We start from the raw sequence: 19,055 nt of genomic DNA, 5'->3' as shown, positions 1-19,055 counted from the left end.
AAAAGCAAGTACACTTAAACACTTAACACCTGTATCGTGGGTATATCTCACACACTCTTATTTAACTAGTTATAAGTAACATTTCAATTTATGGCACCACTAAGAAAGACCAGTTTGTCCATGCAATTAGCCGATGAACTGGGAAAAGCAATAATATCTGGACACTACAATAGCGCCCACGCTTTGCCTACTGAAGCTAAATTATGTGAGCAATACAATATTAGTCGTACAGCCGTACGTGAAGCAGTAAAAATGCTGGCGGCAAAAGGAATAATCTCTTCTCGTCCACGCCAAGGAATACGCATAGAAGACGCTGATAACTGGAATCTTTACGACCCGCAGGTTCTTACTTGGATGCTAGACAGCAACCCTTCGTTATCGATACTCAAGGAGTTCTTGGAAATGAGGCTCGCTATTGAGCCACAAGCCGCAGCTTTAGCGGCTCAGCGTGCTGATAGTGAGTCTATCGCTAAAATAGAACACGCTTGGAAAAACATGGCAGCCTCTGTGGATTGCGACAGTAACTTTCATCGCTACGATATAGATTTTCACCTAGAGTTACTTAACGCAAGTGGCAACCGCTTTCTTCGTCAGCTCAGAGACTTTACCAGTACCGCACTTAATGTCAGTGTTCGTTACACTACACCGATTAAGGGCGACACGCATATGGTTGTTGAGGCGCACAAAAACCTCTTCCTTGCCGTTGCAAATGGCGAAGTCGACAAGGCAAGGGCTTTATCGGTGAGTATGATTGAAGAGGCGATTGCATTAATTGAACAAGTTAACAGGTAACGTTTACAGGCGTCGAGTCGCATATTGTTGGTAATCTACAGGTGCCGCAGCTTTACGTCGCAGTAACACTACGCTCAGCGCCCACATCACCAAGCCACCGGCAAACAAACTTGCACTGACATAGCCTGTTTCGTTCATCTGTAGACCATAAGTAAGGGCCATGCCCCCAGCCCACGGACCGATTGCATTGGCAGTATTAAAGGCACATTGCACCAGCGCCCCAATCATGGCATGGCCTTGCGGCGAGACCTGCATAAGCAGCGACTGGATCACCGTGCCTAAACCAACACTAAAGCCAATAAAGAAGATCACCCCACACAGCAGATAAATATTTGTGGCTACATTAACATACAGCAACGCAAACAAGGTCGCGCCAAGCAGCGCTGCACCTGTGGTGATAAGCGCAGAGTGGTCGGCGGCTTTACCCAGTACATAATTGCCTAAGGTACAACCTATACCGAACATCACCATAGCGATGGAAATGGTGACGGCAGCGCTTTGCGTAACCTGTAAAATGGTGTCGGCGATATAGGTATAAATACAAAAGACGCCACCAAAACCTATGATAATAATTCCGAGAATAGACCAAACAAGTGGATTCTTAAGCACCTCTAACTGATCGCCTAAATGAGTGTGCTCTTTGTTGGCTTGGTTTGGCACCAGCCATAACACCAGCACAAAAGCGATTAAGGCCAGTAGGGCCACCAGAGCTAAACAATAGCGCCATGAGAGTGATTGGCCTATTAAGGTAACGAGCGGCACACCGACAATAGTGGCGATGGTCAGCCCCATAAATACCTTAGCCATAAAGCTTGCGCGGCGATGAGCGGGGGCCAGCTGAGCCGCCAGCAACAGCGCAGTACCAAAATATGCGCCATGAGGGAGGCCGCTTAACAACCGAAATAGCACGAGCTGCTCCAGCGTTTGTGCCATTGCGCTGAGGCCATTGGCAACAAACATAATGGCAACGAATATGGCCAGCGCGTTTCGCTTATTCATGTTTGCGCACACGAGCATAAACACCGGTGCGCCAATCACGACGCCGATGGCATAGGCGCTAATGGCATAGCCACTTTGCCCGGGGGTTACCGCAAAGGTCTCACTGATCAAAGGTAACATGGGCATCATCGAAAATTCAGTCAGACCTAAAATAAAGGTCCCCAAGGCCAACACGAGTAAAATAACGCCAATAGGTTGGCGGCCCTGACTATCAAGGTGGTGCATAAGAACCCTTTTGTAGTAATTGGTTGTGATTATCGGCGCCAATGGAGACAGAAAAACAGGAGAGAGATTGAGTCTGAGACTGTACGACGCCTATTTGTATGATAATTTAAAGTGGCACCCTCAAGCAAGGGCTGAGCTTAGGTTTGTACCCTGAATTCGAATGCAGCGCCAGCCTCACACCGGCGCTATAAGGGGTTGTTGTTAGTAGTCGAACTTATGTTGGCTAAACAGGCTTTGCACTTGTTGCCATACCGGGCCGGGTTGGCCGCTGCCAATGACTTGATCGGCGACTTTAACCACCGGACCGACTTCTTTGGTTGCCGAGGTGATCCATACTTCATCGGCGTTAAGTAATTCCGCTTTGCTGATCACGCGTTGTTGCACGGCAAAGTCGCTGTGCTCGGCTAAAATGGTGAGGATCAGCCAGCGGGTGATCCCAGGCAGAATCTGGTGATCTAACGGCGGGGTGCTGATCACGCCATCTTTGACGATAAACACATTGCTGGAGCTTGCTTCGGTAATCTGCTCATCACTATTGAATAAGATGGTCTCTTTGTTACCTGCCGCCGCGCCGCTTTGATAATGCATCACATTGCCAAGCAGGGCGGTGGACTTAATGTTACAGCGTTGCCAACGTTTATCTTGCTCGAGGGAAACATGGTAGCTGGTGGCTAACTCCGGATCGCAAACCGGCTCGCCGGGCAGCTCAAAACAAAAGGCGAAAACCGTGGGCGTGATACCTTGCGGGTAGGCGTGGTTGCGTTTGCTATCGGCCCCACGGCTAACATGCAGATAGATACCTTGGTTTGGGCCCGGGTTCTTGGCAATCAAGGTGTCACAGATTTGCCGCCATTGCTGCGCCGTGTAGTCAAGCTCAATATCAATGGCCGCTAACCCCGATTGCATGCGTTGGATATGGGCATCAAACCCGAGCATCTTACCGTGGTAGGCGGGCACCACCTCATAAATGCCGTCACCAAATAAAAAACCGCGATCCATCGGTGAGATTTTAGCCTGCTCTGGTGGCATGTAATCGCCATTTAAATACACAAGGCTCATGGGGTTTCCTCATTCTCTTGGGGCAAAAAGCCCGTTAACTGTCGTAATTGGTTGATGATACCTTGGCCGTGGCTGGCATCGAGACTGTCTTCGGTCAGCTCATTGCGTAAAGTGACGCCATCGACACTGCCAAGCTCGCTGCAGTAGCGCAATAACGCCGGGCTATCAATATCACCTAACAGGTCTTGTTGCTGCCACAACCCCAGAAAAGCAATTAAGCCATATGCGCCCCAGTTCGACACGTCGGCCACAACCAACTCATCACAACTGGTGACACTGGGGGTAATTGCGAGTTGTTCAAGGGCTTCGCTTACCTTACCCATGCCAATTTCATTGCCGCCATCGCCAATGGCCAAGGTTGGACAAGGGGCCAACGTCATATAGGGGTCAAAGCTGGCGCAGCCGGAGCTAATATCTTCACCGCGCATATTGGTGTAGCGTCCTTGCGCGTTGAGCCCAGGACGCTCAATGGCGAGCACACAGCTGACCCGGTGATGGTGGTAGTAGGCCTGGGCTTGTTGATGAGCGCCTACGACATCATTTAAAGGCAGCGGCATACAGTTATAATCCTCGGCGATCTTCCTGTATAGCGGATCTGCGCAGATTAATTTAACTTCTTTGCCGAGTGTGGTTAGCGCCTGATATAGCGCCATTGCGCCGACCGGGCCATCGGTTTCAAAGGTCCCCGCTACGGGGAAGCCTGTAGCAATTAAAATTTGCTCTTGGGCCGCAAATAACTGCTTAGCGGCGCGATAGACATAGCCGGGTTGCAGCGCCTTTTGTACCAGCGCCATGCCGCGCAAATTCTGCGCCACCAGGCAATCTTCAATGTGTCGACTGAGTTGTAGTTGCGGTGTTAGCGGGCACACAGTGCACGGATCTCTTTGATGGCATTGACGGCTTCGAGATTATCGCCATGAACACACAAGGTATCGGCATTGAGCGTGAGGCTTTGGCCACTGTCGGTGATGACTTTGGCCTCGGCCACCAATAATTGAACTTGCTCAAGCATAGCTTGCTTATCCAACACACTGCCTGATTGTGAGCGTGGGGTAAGGGTGCCTTGATCGGTGTAGCGGCGGTCGGCAAAGGCTTCAAATAATAATGACAGGCCGTGCTGCTGCGCCATTAATTCATGTTGTTGGCGCTGCCCGGTGGCCAGCAACATCAGCTGCAACTCGCTCGGATAGTCGGCGATGGCCTGCATCACGGTAGCGAGAATAGCGTTATCACGCATCATGTCGTTGTATAAGGCGCCATGCGGCTTCACATAGCGCAGCGTTAACCCTTGCACCCTGGCCATGCCCTCTAAAGCGGCGATTTGATAATGTAAATCGCTACATAGTTCGTCGGCACTGAGCGCCATGGAGCGTCGTCCAAAGCCTTGGCGGTCAGGGTAGCTGGGGTGTGCGCCAATACTTACCTGATGGTGTTTGGCCAGTGCTAAGGTGCGGGCCATTACCTGAGGATCGCCGCCATGAAAGCCGCAGGCGATATTGGCTAAGTCAATGTGAGGCATGGCTAAGGCATCCTCACCCATACGCCAGTTGCCAAAGCTTTCACCTAAGTCGCAATTCAATAGCATAAACACTCCTAAAAGCTCGATAGTGCGGTGTTTTTAATATCTAAAATCAGCATATGCCCGGGGCTGTGGGTGATGCAAAAATCCGGGCGAGCAGTGGCAATGGCCACCTGCGGCGTCACCCCACATGGCCAGAAAACCGGCACCTCGCCTGGCTTTATACTCACCGCATCACCAAAGTTGGGCCGATTAATATCGTTAATGCCAATGGCCTGAGGATCGCCAAAATGCACCGGTGCGCCATGCACACTAGGAAAGCGGCTGCATATTTGAATGGCGCGAATGGCATCTTTAGGGGTCATGGGCCGCATACTCACCACCATGTTGCCGCCAAACACGCCGCTGCGGTGACAGGCTTGATTAGTCACATACATGGGAACATTGCAGTTTTCGGTGATATTACGCACTTCAATGCCATCGGCCAATAACGCCTCTTCAAAAGAAAATGAGCAGCCGATCAGAAAGGTCACTAAGTCCTTGCGCCACAGCGAGGTAATTTCGGTTTGCTCACTGACCTTTTGTCCTAGCTCATACACCCGATATTTGGGAATGTCGGTGCGAATGTCCAGATCCTGCGCTAAACGCGGTAGCTCGGTGGCGCCGGCTTCAGTGTGACCGAGTAACGGACAGGCGCGTGGGTTATTTTGACAAAAGCCCAAAAAATCATAGGCATATTTTTTAGGTAAGATCACCACATTTGCTTGCACATAACCGGGGGCAAACCCAGAGGTATGCCCTGAATAATGACCATCGCGTATCAACCGGCGGATGTCCGCAGGTGTTTTTAAAGAGGCGTTTGCGTCCATAACAGTATCTTATATCGTGTTTATCCCCACCCTAGCGCAGAACCTTGGTCGGCGCTATAGTAACCGGCAGTTCTCCAGGGGCCTGCCGCAGTCCTAAGAGTACCTTGGCCAATGCAGTAAAGGCTGGGCCTTGTACGGTTTCGCCATCATCAACATCAATATTATACGCATAGGTTGCCAACACGGCCTGCGCGTAGGCGCCAAATTGAGTAATGTCATAAGGGGCTCGCAAGCTGACAAATATCACCGGAGTGTCGCTTTGCTGCGCGTGTTGTAATAACGATTCCAGCGCATCGGGTTGCTGCTGACGATTCAGCGCAAACTGCGCTAAGGCTGAAACATCGTCCATGCCGCCTATTTCGACGGCACTTTGTGGTGGGCTGGCATTCGCCGCGATGACTACATCGGCGTCATTGATATCCAGGTATGCTTGCTCAGGGTCGTGGCCTTGCAAACTAATGCAGTGAAACACTCGGTGCTGTTCGCTGAGGTGATCCAGAGCTTGCTGCAACGCCATACACTTGCGGGTATCGGGCATAATGAGCGCCACTTTGCGCGCTTGTTTAATTAAGGTGGTGGCCCGCTGTCCAGCTTTGATATCGGTGATAGCGGCGCTGGCCAGCTCGGCTTCAATGGCCCGATGACTGGCGTTGCCTAAGGTCATCGCCGCTAGCTCGGTTTGTAGCAGGTGATTGTCAAAGTGCGCTGGCAACAATTGATAGTCGGCTTTCAAAGCCATAACCCGCTGCGCTGATTGCGCAAATTCGCCGCGCTCTAACTCGCCGCGCTCAATGGCATGGGCTACGGCATCAATGAGTTTATTAAGCTCGGCAATATCTTGTTCATTGCGAATAGCAATGGGCATAAGCGCAATATCGACACCGGCCTTGAAGGTGTTAATGAGCGCGTCCTCGGGGGTAAAAAAGTCACTGATACCCGCCATATCTAACGCATCGGTGATGGTGACACCCTGATAACCCAGCTCCTCACGCAGCAGTGAGGTCATAATGGCCCGCGACATGGTAGCCGGTTTAACCATTGTTTGCCCCTGTTTACTGACAAAGGTGCTGCTGTCGAGCGCCGGGTATTGAATGTGTGCGGTCATAATCATGCCCGGGGCATGGCCGGCCTCAATTACCGCCCTAAACGGGGCAATATCTTGGGCCATGACCTGCTCTTTGCTATGCATGACCTTGGGCAAACCTGTGTGGCTATCGACATTGGTATCGCCATGACCCGGAAAGTGCTTTAACGCGGCAATGACCTGTTGGTGTTGATAGGCGTCAACCTGAGCGCCGCCAAGCTCAGCGACTCGGGCCGGGTCTTCACCAAAGGAGCGCACATTGATCACCGGGTTGTTAGGATTCATATTGACATCTAAGGTGGGCGCGTAATTAACGTTAAAACCAACTGCCCGAAGCTCTTTAGCAATCACTTTGGCACTGGCGCTGGCATAATCACTGCCATGCTTTGCATAGGTCGCACCGATGGACATATTACCAGTCATCGCCGTACCAAGATGACGGGGAATACGAGCAACGCGCCCCCCTTCTTGGTCCACACTAATAAACAAAGGGGCCGCTAATGAGGAGGCCAGCGCCGCTTGTTGTAAGTCGCGGTTCAGCGCGACAATTTGCTCGGTGTTGTCGATGTTCTCGGCAAATAGGATCACGCCACCAATGTGGTGCGTGCTAATGGCATCGGCAAGAGCCTCTGGCAGCTTGGTCATCGGGGTGCGACAGCGCTCACTGGCAGTGCTATCACCGCAATAATAGCGAAAGTCTAACATTAGCTTTTGGCCAATTTGCTGCTTTAAGGTGAGCTGGGTAGCGGCAAAACTTGGGGCACTCATAACGGCATATCCTACTATGGCAAGGCTTAGTGCCTTGGCTATCTGGCGAAAAAACACGGCTCGCTCCGAGACTGATTTTGGAATAAACTATTCACGATTCTATAGTGTGTAGTGGTAAAAAAACAACCACTTTAGACGGACTGACCTTAACATGTACTGATCTCAGTTGCTTAGGCGTAAAACTATCTACCTTAAGGGATTTAATAATATTTTATTCCAAGCTATGCTAAGGCACGTCGCCCGCTATTAGTGACCGTCATTATGTCAGAGTACCGCGCCGCCATGGAAGCCTTCATTGAGGCTGCCCGTGAAACTTTAATGGGGTATTATGACATTAACAAAAGGCCACAAAGTGCATATCAAAGAGTCACAGACTCGGTTGCTGTTGAAATGGATATCAAACGACTAATATGGAGCCCTCAAATTACATGGGTAATATAAATATTGTTTTTAAATGTTCATTACTTGCAGCGGTTATTATTTTTGTTAGTGGTTGTTCTAGTGTTTACTGGGGCAGTATAAAAAACAACACGAGTGAAGGAATTCATGTAAAGCTTACTTTTTCTAATGAATATGGTACTCAGATCTTAGAGTTACAACCTATTAAATCGCAAGAAAATGAGCTTTGGCACTATGAGCAGTCATCATTAGTAAAGACCAAAATAGACCAAGACTTATCTCAAGTTGAGGCGACAAATAGTAACGGATGTACAATTACCTTAAATCGTGATGCCATAGATAAAAAAGTTGAGAATCATGAACTAGAAGTTGTTATTGAGCCACAAGATTTTATTGATTCGTGCGGTAAATAATACACTCCCAGTTAAATTAGGCTAAATTTACCAGCACAGAATTGGTTCGATTCCCCGCTATTGCTTTTAATTGGCTAGCCACACCAAATACTTGGTCACAATAGTTAGCGACAGGGCACTGGTTGCTTAGGTGCAAAACTATCTACCTTAAGGGATTTAATAATATTTTATTCCAAGCTATGCTAAGGCACATCGCCCGCTATTAGTGACCGTCATTATGTCAGAGTACCGCGCCGCCATGGAAGCCTTCATTGAGGCAGCCCGTGAAACCTTATCCTGCGAGCAGGTGATCACAGATTATGCTTTGCGTTATGCCTTGGGCACCGACGCCAGTTTTTACCGCCTTACCCCCGAGTGTGTGGTACGGGTACATCACCGCGCGCAGGTGCAACAGTTAATTACCCTAGCCCAGCGCTTTGGGGTTGCGTTAACCTTCCGTGCTGCTGGCACCAGCCTCTCGGGGCAGGCGATTAGCGACAGTGTATTGGTGGTGCTTAGTGACCAATGGCAGGATTATGAAATCGGTAGCAACGGTGATTGGATAACGCTATCACCGGCGCTTATCGGTGCTAAGGTCAATCAGCTGCTGGCACCATTTGGCCGTAAAATAGGCCCTGATCCGGCTTCGATCAACAGCTGTAAAGTGGGAGGTATTGCCGCAAATAATGCCTCGGGCATGTGCTGTGGTGTTAAGCATAACAGCTACCACACGCTTAAGGACATGCACATTATATTGGCCGACGGCACTGAGCTGAACACCGCAGATGCACACTCTTGTGAGCAATTTCGTCGCAGTCACGGCGAGTTCGTACAGGCACTTGAGCACCTCGGCGAGCAAGTGCGGGCAAACCAGGCGCTGCGCACGCGCATTGAACATAAATACCGACTGAAAAACACCACAGGATATGGCCTGAATGCGCTTGTCGATTACCAAGATGGCATCGATATTATCAAGCATTTGCTGATCGGCTCCGAAGGCACCCTTGGATTCATTGCCAATATTACCTACCACACCGTTCCCTACAGTGCGCATAAACACACCGGGCTGTTTACCTTTGCGACAATAGACAGTACCTGCGATTTTATCGAGCAGCTCAGTCGCTACCCCGTAGAGGCGGTGGAAATGCTCGATAAACGCGCGCTGATGTCGGTGCGCGAACAGGCCATTATGCCCAACGAGGTTGTTGATTTTCCGGCGCAGGCCACCGCGCTGTTGATTGAAATTGCCGGCGCTGACGAGTCTGAATTACAGGCCACCAGCGCCACTGTCAGTGCCTTACTCGAACGTTATCAAGGCGATATTATTCATCAATATGCTCTTAGCAGTGATAGCGAGCGGGCACAGGCGCTGTGGAACGTGCGTAAGGGCACCTTCCCAGCGGTGGGGGCGGTGCGGGAGGTAGGCACCACAGTGATTATTGAAGATGTCGCCTTTGCGCTCAGCGATTTGGCACGCGGCATTAAGGCGTTGCATGCCTTGTTTGCCAAGCACGATTACCAAGAAGCCATTATCTTTGGTCATGCTTTAGCCGGTAACCTTCATTTTGTATTTACCCAGCGCTTTGATAACGATGAACAGGTGGCGCGCTACGAACGGTTTATGGCCGAGGTGGCGCAGTTGGTGGCCGTTGAACTCAATGGTTCGCTGAAAGCCGAGCATGGGACGGGACGAAACATGGCCCCCTTTGTGGCCCTAGAGTGGGGAGATGATGGCTATGGAGTCATGAAAAAGATCAAACAGCTGTTTGATCCCAAGGGGATTTTTAACCCTGGGGTGATCATCAACAGCGACCCGCGTGCGCACGTGCAGCATGTTAAGGCTCTGCCAGCGACCGATGACATTATTGATAGCTGTATCGAGTGCGGCTTTTGCGAGCCTGTTTGCCCATCGCAAGGTTACACATTAACGCCGCGCCAACGTATTAGTTTGAGTCGTCATCAACAAGAGCTTAAGGCGCAATTAGCCAGTAGCACCAGCCCAAGCCCTCGTTTACGGCAGCGTTTAGGGGCCGTTCAAAGCCGCTTTCAGCACTTAGTCGATAGCAGCTGCGCCGCGACCGGATTATGTGCAACGCGTTGCCCTGTTGGCATAGACACCGGTGCCTATGTGAAATCGTTACGCCAACAGGGGTTTGCGCAGTCGCGTTTGGCTAATCGCATTGCCCAATTCAGCGCGCAGCATTTTCAGGGTAGTACGCAGCTTGCCCGCGTTGGCCTCAGTAGCATGAAAAAACTGGCCCATGTAGTGGGCGAGACGCAGCTGCACACCAGCACCCAGTGGTTGCATCAGCGTTTTGGCACCCCTCTCTATTTCAGCGCCTGGCCGCAAGGGCAGGAGCAGCCAACCCCTGCACAGAGCCACAGTAAGTCCGGGGAGCGTAACGTGGTGTACATTCCTAGTTGTGCAAATCGGGTTTTTGCCAACGATGGCGAGCACAGTGTGCAACATACACTGCAACAATTATGTGCCAAAGCAGGCTTTACGGTTATTGTGCCCAAACAACTAGGGCAATTGTGTTGTGGTATGGCGTTTCACAGTCGAGGCGCGGTGCACCAAGCCCAGTATAAGCAGCAACAGCTTCAGCAGGTTATGGCCGAGCTCAGTGACAACGGGCGTTGGCCAGTGGTCATGGATGCCAGCCCCTGTGCCTTGCACAGCGCTAGTGACGGCGACATCGCGCCGCTTGATAGTATTACCTTTGCGCAGCAGTACCTGCTGCCACATCTGCACATTACCCCCAGTGCCGAGCCTATCTGGTTACATGTCACCTGTAGCTCGCAACACCTCGACGGAGGCAAGGCCATGTTGGCGCTGGCAAATGCATTGAGTGAGAAAGTCAGTACCACCGATATTAGTTGTTGTGGTTTTGCCGGTGATAAAGGGTTCACGCATCCTGAGCTTAACAGCCATGCTTTGCGTCATCTCACAGACTCGCAGCCCCCTGGCTGCAAAAGCGGTTACAGCAACAGTCGCACCTGTGAAATTGGCCTTAAAGCACACAGTGGTATGGTGTTTACGTCGCTTTTGCTGCGCTTAAATGAGCAAGCGCAGGCACGCAGTTAACGCTTACCCTTGGGGACATAGACCATGGCCTGTGCTTTGCGTTTGGCTAGGCTTTTTACTCGCGCATCAATGCATGATGAAAACGTCATGATCGCCGCGCCCATAAAGGTGCCGTCGTCGGCGTAACCAAAACTTGTGGCCAAGTCATGGATTAAATCATAGGGAAAAAGCAGATACGCCAATGCGGCGATTAACGCTAATTTATACGTAGCGGTGCATTTTGGTGAATGCCATGCGAAATAGAGGGTTAGCAGCTTTGCGAGCAAGGCGCGAATGCCGATGAGTAGCCAGCGTGGATAGGCACTTCGGTGATTTAAATTGGGTTTGCTGTGCATAAGTCACTCCTGTTGTTAATGACAGCATAATGCATGGGCGCAATAAAAGTATTACACGGCGTTACCCTATGCCCTTTTACAGGCTCATTGACTCTTTTAATTCGCTCGGAGTGAGGCCGGTCCAGCGCTTAAATGCGCGACGAAAGTTCGGGGTGTCGTAAAAGGCTAAGCGGTTGGCCACATAATCGTTGCCTTTATCACGAATGCTAAGTAAATAAACCGCTCTAAGCGTTTGCTGTTGTTGTTGTAATTGGGAAAAGCGCCAGCCATGCTCTTTGAGTTTGCGCTTAAAAGTGGCAGGGCTCATGGCCATATGTTGCGCGAGTGCGGCTAAGCTAAGGTGCGGTTGGCGCGATAACAACTGGCACAGCGCATCGATGAAATACGGCGGCGACTCACACCGAGGTTGGCTTTGCAGACGTTGCCAGCGCAACAGACTGGCATTGTCGTTAGTGCATCTGAGCATACTGGCAGCAAAGGACCATTTATACACGGGCTGGGCAAAGCGTAAACGCGTGCCGAGGTTGTGCTCAAACTCATACATATGGCGTGGGCGCTTGCAGGCAAAATCAAAGTGACAGTGTGGGTAGCCTTGGCTTAGGCGTTTTAACAGCGCATAAAAAGCGCTGCTATAGGCCTGCATAAGTAATTCGGTTGCCTTACTCTCTGGGGCCAGCGTTGGCGTAATAAACACATGCACTTGGCGCTGATAAAGGTGATAACGAACATGGACCAGTGGCGCAATGTGTTGGTAGAGGCGTTGCAGCATACCTAGGCTATCGCCAACAGTGGGCGCGCTTAGCAAGGCTTGCCCGACAGTGCCCAATTCATTTAGTAGTTGCTGCCCTAATAAAAATCCCGCATCGGGGTGAGGAAATTGGCCTTGGTATTGTGCCAGCAAGCGCATTAGCTGATGATGACTAAAACGGCTGTGTGGGTCGAGTAAATCGTTACTAAAAATCCCTGTACCTCGCAGTAGCTTGTGCAAATCAGCACCACGAGCCAGAGCCAGCTCGGCGATGGCACTGATCAGCCCCTCACTGCTAATGACTTTTTTATCTTGAAGCGCAAAGCGTGGCATCGCCCTGGCCTGGTCGGTGTTTTTGTTGTTGTAATTGCTGTTGCAGCTGCCCCAATAGCTGCGGCAACGGCTCATCTTTTGCGGTTTCAATAACGGCGCTGTAGGTGTTTATGTAGTGGGCTTGCCCTTGGGGATCAAGGCGAAAGGCGCAGTGGCTAATGGCGCTTTGTAACTGCGCGATAAGCTGCTGTGCCTGGCGACTCGCGGTGGCGGGCAAAAGCAGAATGAAGCTGTCACTGGCATAACGACTGAGTACATCACCCATGCGTATATTCATCACCATTAAATCGCTGAGCTCACGCAGTAATCGATCGCCGGTGGCTAGGCCGAAGCGGGCGTTGATGGTGGCAAAGCTCTCTACATCAATCATGGCAATACAACATTTAGTCTCGCTTTCGCGGCTGCTATCGAAGACTTTTTGCACATACTGAATACGATATAATCCGGTGACCGGGCACACTTTTTGATGGTCGCGCATGTGCGCCTCACGGCGAGCCAGTTGGCGGTTCAGCACAAACTGCTCTTGATGCCACCAATACAGCCCAGCACTGGTAAATAACATGCCTATGGGGGCAGGCAGAGACTCAATCCAACTTAACCAATAGCGACTGGGCTGGTGTAACCACTCATCAAGCAAGTCTAATGATGCAGAAAACATAAATAGCCCCAGCCCTAGCACCAACAAGGTTGTGACTTTCCCCGGTGGCCGAGACACCAGCAGTGCGACAATCCAGCTTAATGTCATGAGCACAATGCCGCCTTCGCCAAGGATATCAAGCCAGGCAATATCACCACTGTATTTGAGCTCCCCCAGCTGATAGCTGAGTAGCGCGGCAAGTACCAGCCAAGCGATGCTTATATGAGCCAGTAAGGGATGAGTGCGAAATGGGTTAAAGCGCATGAAAGACCTTGAGTTAATTAGTGTGTGGTTATGCTAGCGGGCCAACTTCACTATGGGCAGGGTCATATTGGCTCAATGATATGACAGCATCATGACCACGTCATGCGATAACACCGTGTAAGAGCCCGTCCTTTGCTCTGCGAGTAGGGTTTTTACAGCTCAAAAACCGCCATGACGCGGCCCATTTAGCTCGCTTGGGCAGCGCGATAGCAGCGACTGTCACAGTGCTGTCATCTGCTGTTTTTAGCTTAGCGCCATACCAAGGACACGCAGGAGAAAACAGCAATGACAAGCTTTAAACTAAAAGCGCTGGTGGCGGCATTAGCGCTTACCAATATCAGCGCCTATGGCGCTCAAGAAAATGCCAACAAACCGGTGAAAGTATCTGAGGAGCTGGTGGTGTATGGCGACATCGGTTATCGCAACCGCTCGCAGCAACTAGCACCCACTTTGGAATATGACCAAGATTACTTTCAGCGCTTTGAACCACTGACCGCTGGCGATGCCCTTAAACGGGTGCCGAGTGTGACTTTTTTATCTGATGTGTTGGAATCCGACGGCGCGCGTATGCGTGGTTTGAGTCCAGCCTATACTAAGGTGCTGATCAATGGCGAAGAAGTACCTGGTGCTGGCGCCGACCGCTCATTCTTTGTTGATCGCATTCCCGCTGAGCTCATCGAACGAGTGGAGATCATCCGCTCGCCCAGTGCTAACCGCTCCGCCGATGCCATTGCCGGTACGCTGAATATCGTTTTGCGTGATGGCTATAGCCTAGACGGTGGCTACTTGCGCGCCGGCGGCCTGCGCTACGATGATGGTGAATTTAAAGAAAGCCTAGGCGGTGTCTATGGCACTGAACTTGGCGGCGGGCGCTTGTTACTGGGAGCCAATTTACAAGGGCGCTACAACCCCAAGAAAAAGACCAGTTTTCGCTACGGTGATAGCCCAGAAAACAACCCCGACTACCGTGAACAAAGCTTCGATAATCGCGAACATCAAGACGATACCCGTGATGGCGATGACACCTCACTGAACGCCAGTTATGAATACACCTTCAACGATGGCGCCTATTTCGACATCAGCGGTATTTGGGTCGACACCGAGCGCAGCGAGGATGAACGTTCATATGAGTATAACCACCCCAGTACGGCCAGTGGTGATGCGGCCAACGGCGGTAGTTTACTGACCGATAATGCCAATATCGCCGATATTGAGCAGACCAATTACAGCCTTAGCTCCAGCTATAACCAGCCACTTTTTGGCGGTAACAGTAAATTTAAGGTGGCTGTGGCGCGCTTTGAAGAGTCGGTATTTGAACAAGAGGTTGAACTCGATACCGCTGAATTGCCCATGGTATTGGAGCAGGAGCAAGAGCGCAGCGACATTGATGATAAAGAATGGACGCTACAATGGCAGCACAGTCAGCCCTACAGCGATAGCAAACAATGGCAAATCGGCGCGTTTTGGCAGCAAAAAGAGCGGGACACCGGTATTTACGCCTCTGAAAGTGAATTAGAAACCATGCAAAGCAGTTGGGATCAATTCGCGCAGTCGCCGCTGTCGCTGGCCACTTTTGATGCGCCTTTTGAGGCCGTTAGTGGCGGTGTGAACACAGTGCAAGAGCAGCGTTTTGATGTCTTTGCGTTGCTTAAACACGAGAGTCAGGAGTTTGCTTGGGAGCTGGGTGTACGTTGGGAGAGCACCGATTCGCAGGTGGACAACCATGTTGATGCGGTGCGCACCGACAACGATTACGACTTTATTTTGCCCTCCGCTCATATACGCGTGCAAGTGGCAGAAAACGGCCGCATCAACGCATCGGTAGCGCGCAGCTTACGTCGTCCGGACTTTGACTATATTACCCCCGCGCTGCGTGAGGAGGAGTTGGCCGACAACGACTTACTGGGCAACCCGGCGCTTGAGCCGGAGTCGGCATGGGGCGTCGACCTAGGTTATGAGTATCGTCTCGGTCAGACCGGGGTGATGGGCGTGAATCTGTTTTATCGTGATGTCAGCGATTTAATTGAAATCGCCAATACCGGTATGCAAGGGGCCGAGGGAGAGGGCACCTTTGTGCTGCAACCCCGTAATACCGGCGATGGCACGGTGTATGGCGTCGAGCTCGACTTATCGACACCCCTAGGCGCATTGGGGCTACCCAATACCGGGGTGTTTGTGAATTACTCCTGGCTTGATAGCGAAGTTGAAGACTTTTTCGGTGAGCGTAAATTTAACGACCAATCAGATTACGTCTATAACCTCGGATTTATTCATGACTTTCCTCAGCTAGGCGCGTCTTTCGGGGCCACCTACCGCAAGCAAGGCGATGCCCTTGGGCGTTTTGTCGGTGAAGAGGTAAGCACGCACTATGGCGCCGATCTTGAGCTGTTTATAGAGAAACGTTGGCAAAATCTGACGCTACGGATGGTGGGTTCCAACCTACTGGATGCCAGTAAAGAGGAAGTATTCAACAAGTTTGATACCTTGGAGCAGCAAATCGAGCGGGACTTTGATGAATACGAATTGGAGTCGGAGCAGGCCGGGCCCGTGGTGCAATTGATGTTGCGCTACGCCTTTTAAATTTAGGCGTGGTGAGTTATGCACCACGCCAATGAGGAAAGAACATGATTAAGCAGTTAATAACTCTCATTGCCTTGCTCGTGGCGCCGCCATTATTGGCCCAGAGCACGCCCATTTATAGCGATGCGCTCTATCAACAGCAGCGCATTGAAGGGCTGGCGCCCTTGGCTGATAGCATCAACTTTGCCGTTATTGGTGATTGGGGCCACAACGGACACTTTTACCAGCGCCCCGTTGCCCACCAGTTAGAGATCGCCTTGTACCAACTGGATGGTGACTTTGTGATCTCCACCGGCGATAACTTTTATCCCGATGGCGTTGCCAGTACCCAGGATCCATTGTGGCAAAGTGCTTTTGAGCGGATATATCACGGCCCTCATAGTTTTGTGCCGTGGCACAGTGTGTTGGGCAACCATGACTACTTAGGCAATGCCCAAGCGCAAATTGATTACAGCAACGTCAGTGGCCGTTGGCAGATGCCGGCACGCTATTACAGCCAGCGCTTCACGTTGGCCAGTGGTGAGCCTGTGCAGGTGTTGTTTTTGGATACCAATACTCTAGTCAGTGACTATCGCACCCGCGCCAAGTACCGCGCCACCCAAGGGCAAGACCCAGGGCCACAGCTCGCATGGCTAAAGCGGCAATTGGCGGGCAGTGACGCAGCATGGACCCTCGTTGTGGGCCATCACCCCATTTACACCAGTGGCAAACGCTATGGTCGCGATAACGGCTTGGTTGAGACGTTAGCACCGCTGCTGAAGCGCTATGGCGTTGATGCCTATATAGCCGGCCATGAACATGACTTACAACATAACCAAATTAAACACAGTGACCTGGCGCATTATGTTTCTGGCGGCGGCAGCGAAGCGCGCAGCGTCGAGCAGCGAGAATTTACGCGCTACGCCGAAGCCACCCCAGGCTTTTTAACATTTTCAATTAATGCCGATGCACTGCAGATGACGGCGGTTAATCACCGAGGCGAAGTGCGTTACCAACATAAACAACTGCGCCGTAATAAGGAGCAAAAACATGACCATTAAAAATAATAAGCTCGTTAATGTCAGTATGGCGGCGGCGCTAATGGCGCTAACCCTGTTTACTAAACATAGCTACAGCGAAAGCCTGACGGTGACGGAGCTCGGCGAGCAACATAATATGCAGGGCTCGCAGGCTCAGTGGTTGCACACTGGGCACTGGCTGCTTGCCAGTGAAAGCCAAGGCTTATTGCTGCTCGAGCAACATCAGCAACAAATCACCCCGTTGCTTGCTGGTAACTATGAAGGCTTGTCTTTACGACAGCTAAGCCCACAGCGCTATGTGCTGACCAGTATTGATAATAGTGCCGATGCGGTGGTGGTATGGCAGTTAGATTATGATGGCGCGCAATGGCAGATTGATGAGCTGTCACGGCTAACACCGCCGCAAGCGCAGCCGGAAGCGGCCTGTTTATATCATGATGAGCAAACGCGTACGGTGTCGGTATTTGTTGCCGATGTGCGCGGGCTTATTGCGCAAACACTGGTGTATGATCTAGAGGCTGTGAAGCCGATGCAGCTACCGATTCGCACTTTTGCTGGAGTCAGTGAAGCGTCTGGCTGTGCCGTCAGCGATCAGGCTCAGCAGCTCTTTATCGGTGAGGCAGAGCTGGGTGTGTGGAAGATAAACGCCAACAGCGAATCGCGGGCCGATAAAACACCTGTCGCCTTGGTTTCGCCCTTTGGGCAACTGGCACCGGAAATTGCGGCGCTCAGCAGCGACTCCGAGGGCTATATCTACTTTACCAGCAGTCAGCGCCAGCAGGTGTATCGCTACGATCCACTGCGTGAAACCCTGCAAAGCTGGCACCTTGAGGGGGCCGAGTTAGGCGTTGAGGCCATTGCTGTGGGCGCAAACAGCCAAGGGCAACAACAAGCCGTATTGTTTGCCGATAAGCTCGATAGCTATATCAGCACCCAGCTACCCAGTGCTAAACAGGTGCCTGCGAGGCATACAAAAGGGTTGCAACAGGTGAGCGCAAGCTTCGAGACTACGCCGGTAGCCGCCTTTGGCGATGCGGCGGACGACCCCGCTATTTGGGTCCATCCGAATAACGCGCAACACTCGCTGATTTTGGGCACAGATAAACGTCGTGGCTTAATGGTCTATGGGCTTGATGGTCAGTTACGGCAACAGCTCGCTGTAGGGCGGGTGAACAATGTTGATGTGCGCCAGCATCAAGGTATCAATAATGCCACCCACACGTTAATTGCTGCAAGTAACCGCAGCAACAATAGCATTAGTTTGTTTACCGTGAGCAGCGATGGGCAGGTACAGCAGCTCAATGATATTGCCACTAACCTAACAGAAATTTATGGCCTGTGTATGTACAGCGCGCAAAGTGGTCATTATGTGTTTGTGAATGACAAAAATGGCACCTATCAACAGTACCGTATTAGCGTGCAAGGCACCGAGGTTCACGGTCAACGTGTACGCCAGTTCTCATTACCAAGCCAACCCGAAGGCTGCACCGCAGACGATCAATCCGGGCAGCTATTTATGGGCGAGGAAGATGCGGGTATTTGGTTTATCGGTGCAGAGCCTGATGCCGGCACCAGGGCACAGCGTATACAGCAGCTAGATAGTCACCTTGTTGCCGATGTTGAGGGCATGGAGATCTATCATCACGACGATGGCACACGATTGCTGGTGGTGTCCAGTCAAGGTGATAACAGCTATGTGCTGTATCGCATAGAGGGTAAGCGTTCAGAGCCGACGCTAACGCGATTAGTGAAGTTTGCGGTAACGGCGGATATTGAAAAAGGCATAGATGGTGTATCGGAAACAGACGGACTAACGGTCACCGCCCATGCTTTACCAGGTTATCCTCAAGGAGTGCTGGTTGTCCAAGATGGTTATAACCGTATGCCACAACAACCACAAAACTTTAAAATTATTGATTGGCGGCAGATAGATAAATTACTGCTCTAA

General features: G+C 51.2%; 15 protein-coding genes. 6 read left to right on the top strand and 9 right to left on the bottom strand.

Going from position 1 to position 19,055, the window contains the following annotated elements; translation table 11 throughout:
- Window positions 1–120 precede the first annotated feature (120 nt).
- Window positions 121–792, top strand: a complete 672-nt coding sequence (locus MHM89_RS03915) for a FadR/GntR family transcriptional regulator (RefSeq protein ID WP_239384350.1) — start codon at window positions 121–123, stop codon at window positions 790–792.
- A 3-nt stretch (window positions 793–795) separates the two neighbouring features.
- On the opposite strand, the gene MHM89_RS03910 is transcribed toward MHM89_RS03915, so the two are convergent.
- The 6 genes from MHM89_RS03910 to MHM89_RS03885 form a co-directional block, all read right to left on the bottom strand.
- On the bottom strand, window positions 796–2,016 hold the full coding sequence (locus MHM89_RS03910; protein ID WP_138509146.1) for an MFS transporter: 1,221 nt from the start codon (window positions 2,014–2,016) through the stop codon (window positions 796–798).
- A 201-nt stretch (window positions 2,017–2,217) separates the two neighbouring features.
- Entirely contained in the window at window positions 2,218–3,075 is an 858-nt protein-coding gene (locus tag MHM89_RS03905) for a D-amino acid aminotransferase (RefSeq protein WP_045980096.1), read from the bottom strand.
- Complete coding sequence (locus MHM89_RS03900) at window positions 3,072–3,890, bottom strand: glutamate cyclase domain-containing protein (protein WP_239408132.1); 819 nt, start codon at window positions 3,888–3,890, stop codon at window positions 3,072–3,074. The genes MHM89_RS03905 and MHM89_RS03900 overlap by 4 nt, the downstream gene beginning before the upstream one ends.
- A 41-nt stretch (window positions 3,891–3,931) precedes the next feature.
- Window positions 3,932–4,660 carry a 5-oxoprolinase subunit PxpA gene (locus MHM89_RS03895; RefSeq protein WP_239408131.1) on the bottom strand — a complete coding sequence of 243 codons (729 nt, stop codon included), beginning with the start codon at window positions 4,658–4,660 and terminating at the stop codon, window positions 3,932–3,934.
- Window positions 4,661–4,668: 8 nt separating this feature from the next.
- A complete protein-coding gene (locus MHM89_RS03890) occupies window positions 4,669–5,463 on the bottom strand; it encodes a putative hydro-lyase (RefSeq protein WP_239408130.1) in 795 nt (264 codons plus the stop codon).
- 31 nt (window positions 5,464–5,494) lie between these two features.
- Window positions 5,495–7,315: a glycoside hydrolase family 3 protein gene (locus MHM89_RS03885; protein ID WP_239408129.1), complete on the bottom strand. Its 1,821-nt coding sequence runs from the start codon at window positions 7,313–7,315 to the stop codon at window positions 5,495–5,497.
- Between the two features lie 428 nt (window positions 7,316–7,743).
- Here MHM89_RS03885 and MHM89_RS03880 point away from each other — a divergent pair, with 428 nt between their 5' ends.
- Window positions 7,744–8,127, top strand: coding sequence for a hypothetical protein (locus tag MHM89_RS03880; protein ID WP_239408128.1), 384 nt, complete (start codon window positions 7,744–7,746; stop codon window positions 8,125–8,127).
- Between the two features lie 217 nt (window positions 8,128–8,344).
- The gene (locus tag MHM89_RS03875) at window positions 8,345–11,191 is read left to right on the top strand and encodes an FAD-binding and (Fe-S)-binding domain-containing protein (RefSeq protein WP_239408127.1); all 2,847 of its coding nucleotides are present in this window, start codon (window positions 8,345–8,347) and stop codon (window positions 11,189–11,191) included.
- Here the strand turns inward: MHM89_RS03875 and MHM89_RS03870 are convergent.
- From MHM89_RS03870 to MHM89_RS03860, 3 genes are all read right to left on the bottom strand, one after another.
- Window positions 11,188–11,526, bottom strand: coding sequence for a DUF1232 domain-containing protein (locus MHM89_RS03870; protein ID WP_130146169.1), 339 nt, complete (start codon window positions 11,524–11,526; stop codon window positions 11,188–11,190). The genes MHM89_RS03875 and MHM89_RS03870 overlap by 4 nt on opposite strands.
- Window positions 11,527–11,602: 76 nt before the next feature.
- Window positions 11,603–12,607: an AraC family transcriptional regulator gene (locus MHM89_RS03865; RefSeq protein WP_239408126.1), complete on the bottom strand. Its 1,005-nt coding sequence runs from the start codon at window positions 12,605–12,607 to the stop codon at window positions 11,603–11,605.
- Entirely contained in the window at window positions 12,582–13,508 is a 927-nt protein-coding gene (locus MHM89_RS03860) for a diguanylate cyclase (protein ID WP_239408125.1), read from the bottom strand. The genes MHM89_RS03865 and MHM89_RS03860 overlap by 26 nt, the downstream gene beginning before the upstream one ends.
- Window positions 13,509–13,793: 285 nt before the next feature.
- Between MHM89_RS03860 and MHM89_RS03855 the strand changes: the two genes are divergently transcribed.
- Genes MHM89_RS03855 through MHM89_RS03845 form a run of 3 tightly spaced genes read left to right on the top strand, consistent with a single transcriptional unit; the run spans window position 13,794 to window position 19,055 of the window.
- A complete protein-coding gene (locus tag MHM89_RS03855) occupies window positions 13,794–16,088 on the top strand; it encodes a TonB-dependent receptor (RefSeq protein WP_239408124.1) in 2,295 nt (764 codons plus the stop codon).
- Window positions 16,089–16,132: 44 nt separating this feature from the next.
- Window positions 16,133–17,128 carry a metallophosphoesterase gene (locus tag MHM89_RS03850; protein WP_239408123.1) on the top strand — a complete coding sequence of 332 codons (996 nt, stop codon included), beginning with the start codon at window positions 16,133–16,135 and terminating at the stop codon, window positions 17,126–17,128.
- A complete protein-coding gene (locus tag MHM89_RS03845) occupies window positions 17,118–19,055 on the top strand; it encodes a phytase (protein WP_239408122.1) in 1,938 nt (645 codons plus the stop codon). The genes MHM89_RS03850 and MHM89_RS03845 overlap by 11 nt, the downstream gene beginning before the upstream one ends.

This window comes from Pseudoalteromonas sp. CNC9-20, assembly GCF_022347875.1.
Classification (GTDB): Bacteria; Pseudomonadota; Gammaproteobacteria; order Enterobacterales; family Alteromonadaceae; genus Pseudoalteromonas; species Pseudoalteromonas ruthenica.
Note: the sequence above shows the minus strand (reverse complement) of the source record. Positions and strands in the feature narration are given on the sequence as shown.

Bases quoted from the DNA above. Each gene is read 5' to 3' on its own strand.
- MHM89_RS03915 (WP_239384350.1), top strand. From the start codon at position 121: ATGCAATTAGCCGATGAACTGGGAAAAGCAATAATATCTGGACACTAC.
- MHM89_RS03910 (WP_138509146.1), bottom strand. From the start codon at position 2,016: ATGCACCACCTTGATAGTCAGGGCCGCCAACCTATTGGCGTTATTTTA.
- MHM89_RS03905 (WP_045980096.1), bottom strand. From the start codon at position 3,075: ATGAGCCTTGTGTATTTAAATGGCGATTACATGCCACCAGAGCAGGCT.
- MHM89_RS03895 (WP_239408131.1), bottom strand. From the start codon at position 4,660: ATGCTATTGAATTGCGACTTAGGTGAAAGCTTTGGCAACTGGCGTATG.
- MHM89_RS03890 (WP_239408130.1), bottom strand. From the start codon at position 5,463: ATGGACGCAAACGCCTCTTTAAAAACACCTGCGGACATCCGCCGGTTG.
- MHM89_RS03885 (WP_239408129.1), bottom strand. From the start codon at position 7,315: ATGAGTGCCCCAAGTTTTGCCGCTACCCAGCTCACCTTAAAGCAGCAA.
- MHM89_RS03880 (WP_239408128.1), top strand. From the start codon at position 7,744: ATGGGTAATATAAATATTGTTTTTAAATGTTCATTACTTGCAGCGGTT.
- MHM89_RS03875 (WP_239408127.1), top strand. From the start codon at position 8,345: ATGTCAGAGTACCGCGCCGCCATGGAAGCCTTCATTGAGGCAGCCCGT.
- MHM89_RS03870 (WP_130146169.1), bottom strand. From the start codon at position 11,526: ATGCACAGCAAACCCAATTTAAATCACCGAAGTGCCTATCCACGCTGG.
- MHM89_RS03865 (WP_239408126.1), bottom strand. From the start codon at position 12,607: ATGCCACGCTTTGCGCTTCAAGATAAAAAAGTCATTAGCAGTGAGGGG.
- MHM89_RS03860 (WP_239408125.1), bottom strand. From the start codon at position 13,508: ATGCGCTTTAACCCATTTCGCACTCATCCCTTACTGGCTCATATAAGC.
- MHM89_RS03855 (WP_239408124.1), top strand. From the start codon at position 13,794: ATGACAAGCTTTAAACTAAAAGCGCTGGTGGCGGCATTAGCGCTTACC.
- MHM89_RS03850 (WP_239408123.1), top strand. From the start codon at position 16,133: ATGATTAAGCAGTTAATAACTCTCATTGCCTTGCTCGTGGCGCCGCCA.
- MHM89_RS03845 (WP_239408122.1), top strand. From the start codon at position 17,118: ATGACCATTAAAAATAATAAGCTCGTTAATGTCAGTATGGCGGCGGCG.